The organism is Deltaproteobacteria bacterium GWA2_45_12, from assembly GCA_001797365.1.
Lineage (GTDB): Bacteria > UBA10199 > UBA10199 > UBA10199 > UBA10199 > UBA10199.
On the sequence record MGPH01000061.1, the window covers coordinates 1 to 3,108 of the forward strand.

2 protein-coding genes and 1 pseudogene are annotated in these 3,108 nt (G+C 44.5%); all 3 read right to left on the reverse strand.

The window, feature by feature from the left end:
* Positions 1-83: 83 nt before the first annotated feature.
* The gene (locus tag A2048_06900; GenBank protein OGP07623.1) at positions 84-1,367 is read right to left on the reverse strand and encodes a histidinol dehydrogenase; all 1,284 of its coding nucleotides are present in this window, start codon (positions 1,365-1,367) and stop codon (positions 84-86) included.
* A gap of 145 nt (positions 1,368-1,512) precedes the next feature.
* Complete coding sequence (locus A2048_06905) at positions 1,513-2,715, reverse strand: hypothetical protein (protein ID OGP07624.1); 1,203 nt, start codon at positions 2,713-2,715, stop codon at positions 1,513-1,515.
* 35 nt (positions 2,716-2,750) lie between these two features.
* Positions 2,751-3,032: pseudogene (locus A2048_06910) on the reverse strand (hypothetical protein).
* Between the last annotated feature and the right edge of the window lie 76 nt (positions 3,033-3,108).

The window sequence follows — 3,108 nt, forward strand, 5'->3', positions numbered from 1 at the left end:
TGGATTTACAGAACAATGAGTTCACGAAAAAATCAGAGTCTGGAAAAAATCATGAGTAAGAAAATGATTATTCCGACAGGCTCCTAGCCAAGGCGCACATTTATTGCGGCAGCATGAGCTGTCAAACTTTCCATTTCGGCAAAACGGCTGGCATCGGGCCCTAATTTTTGAAAGGCCTGTTTGGTTAATGAAACAATGCTGGTGGCCTTAAGAAAGGCATTGGCCTGCAACACCGAAAAATAACGAGCCGAACCACTGGTAGGCAAAACATGGCTTGGGCCGGCAATATAATCCCCCATGGTTTCAGGAGTATGTTCCCCCAAAAAGATGGCCCCGGCATGTTTAATACGATCAACAAAAGACTCAGGATTTTTAACCACCAGTTCCAGATGTTCAGGGGCAATTTCATTGACCAGGTCAATAGCCTCATCCATATTGCGCACCAAAACAATCAGGGCCCGTTTTTGAATGGAAACACCGGCAATATCTTTTCGTGAAAGACGGGCCAGTTGCATGCGCACTTCCCCATCCACACGGCTGGCATAGTTGGAATCGGTTGTGACCAAAAGAGGGCAGGCCATCTGGTCGTGTTCTGCCTGGGCCAATAAGTCAGCCGCAATGTAGGCGGCAGAAACACTCCCATCGGCTAACACACACACCTCTGAAGGACCTGCAAGCATGTCGATATCAACATCTCCATACACAAATTTTTTGGCACAGGTGACATAAACATTCCCCGGCCCCACGATTTTGTCGACTTTGGGAATGCTTTTTGTCCCATAGGCCATGGCCGCAATGGCTTGGGCCCCGCCCACCTTGAAAATTTTGGAAACGCCGGCAATTTTTGCCGCCGCCAACACAGCAAAGTTTGATTCGCCACGGGGCCATGGATTGCACATGATAATTTCAGAAACTCCCGCAACACGGGCCAAAATAGCTGTCATTAAAACACTGGATGGATAGGCCGCTTTTCCGCCTGGGACATAAATTCCCACGCGCTCCAAGGGGGTATAACGAACACCCAAAGTGGCACCGTCTTTGCTCGTCTGCCATGATTGATTTAAATGTTGTTTGGCAAAATCTTCAATGCGTTTGGCAACGCTTTTTAAAATCTGAAGATCACGGGCAGGTATTTTTTTGGAAGCCACACTTATTTCTTTGGAAGTTACTTCAACATTTTTTGTATTGACGGCAAAGGCATCGAATTTTTCGGTGTATTTAAAAAGCGCCTGATCTCCCATGCGCTTGATATCATCCAAAATTGCCATCACATCTTTTTGAATGGATTCAGAAATTTCTAAACGATTTTTATAAACTTTTCCAAAATCGTAACGAAAGTTACGGTCCGTCGTGCGAAGAATTTTCATGCCATGCCTCTCCTCTATCTATCTAAAAGAGGACCCCCTAAAACTTTTGATTTTGTAAGTACTTAAACCACAAAATTAGACAGTTTGGGGACATTAATCCAAATTTATGGTGGGATCAATAGTTAACTTTGGTATTTTTTAGGGGTTATGGGGTCGCAATCGAGGGTCTCATTTCGGGTCTAAAGAGTTTGAAACTCAAAGCTGCAGCATTGGGAGCAGCCTGAACAAGGGTTTGTAAAGAAAGATCATTTAAATCAATAAGCTGGGCTGTTTTAAAATGGCACCCTTCCACCTCTCCAACCCCTTTATATCCCCCACAATGCCCAAAGGGGCCTGTGAGTTCCCGATTCCACATTTCTTTGGGTAAAAGCGAGCCTCCGGAAAAACCATTTCCATCATAAGGGGTGGTTTTTTCCATCACTACTAACTGGCCTTTTTGAATACCGGCTGTTTTTTTAGCCATAAGCACTTGGGATAAAAGATCAAAGCTATGTTGAATATCTCCGTCACTTCCTGGATCATGGATGACAACCACATCGGCTTGTTCCAAATATTCGGGACGGAAATAATCTTTGCCGCTTCGGTTAAGCGCAAAGGTCAGAGTAATGGGTTTGCCTTGATAAGTGATGACCACTTTGGATTCGTTGCCTTCCTCAAAATTTTGGGGTTTTGAATATTCTACTTTATCGAAAACACCTTGTGCCAAAGCCTCATTGAGGCATCGTTGGAGATCTTGATAACGATTCGCATCAATCTCAGTAAAAACAAAATTCGCACGATCAATGATGTTGGCATCCATAAGCATCAAAGACATATAAAGAGCCGCCACATGTGAGCCGGAGGCCGGATACAAAACCGACAGAACCCGATCACGGACAATCTGGGGAAGTTTATGAGCCGCCAAAAAAGCCGTCTCGGTGAATGTCACCAACCCACGCATGTCGGGCAAATCATCGAGGGGAAGGGTATCAAATAACTTGGCGAAGGGGTGATCCGGAAACATGACCGGAAAATATGTTTTTTTGATTTCATCGCGATGGCTGGAAAAATAAATTTTGGCGTAGTTTCCAAGAAATTGATCATACTCGCTGACGGATTTGCCTTCTAAAAAATATTTCGACCACAATTTTTGGGCTTTTTCGGCTTCTTGATAATCATCAATCTTTAAAGAAGATCCGTTTTGGTCAACGATGGGTTCGAGTTCCTCCATAAAAGGATCCAAACGAGGGTCCCCCGCGGGGATGAGATTTTTGAAATCAGTCAGGGACAACCCCCAAAAACTCCCATAGTGGGAAGGAGGAGTCGCCGCCACGGTTTGAACATCGAAGGATTTTGGAGTACCCGCCATATCCCATGATTTTCGGCGGAAGCAGGAAATAGTTGCTAGGATTTTGGTGCCGTTTTTAAATACCGTTGCTTCTGTTTTGTTCTTAACTTTTTGATATTTTCAGCCACAACCAAGTGTTCCGGCATACTTCCTCCCAGTTCTCGAATTGTTCGACGCACCTTGGCACCCACTTCCCGATGCGTTTGATTGGCTTTTTGTTTTCCTGTAATTTCTTCACGTCGAATTTTTTCTTCTGTTTGTGTGGCTCTAAAAAGATTGGCGGCCAGTTCAGTGCTACCCATGTGATCAAGAATTTGTTGCCCTTTTTTTAATTTTTTACATGGGGCCCCACGGGCTTACGCCCGTGGCACCAAAGACACCGGATTCAAAATAATTTCAGTTGATACTCTCCTT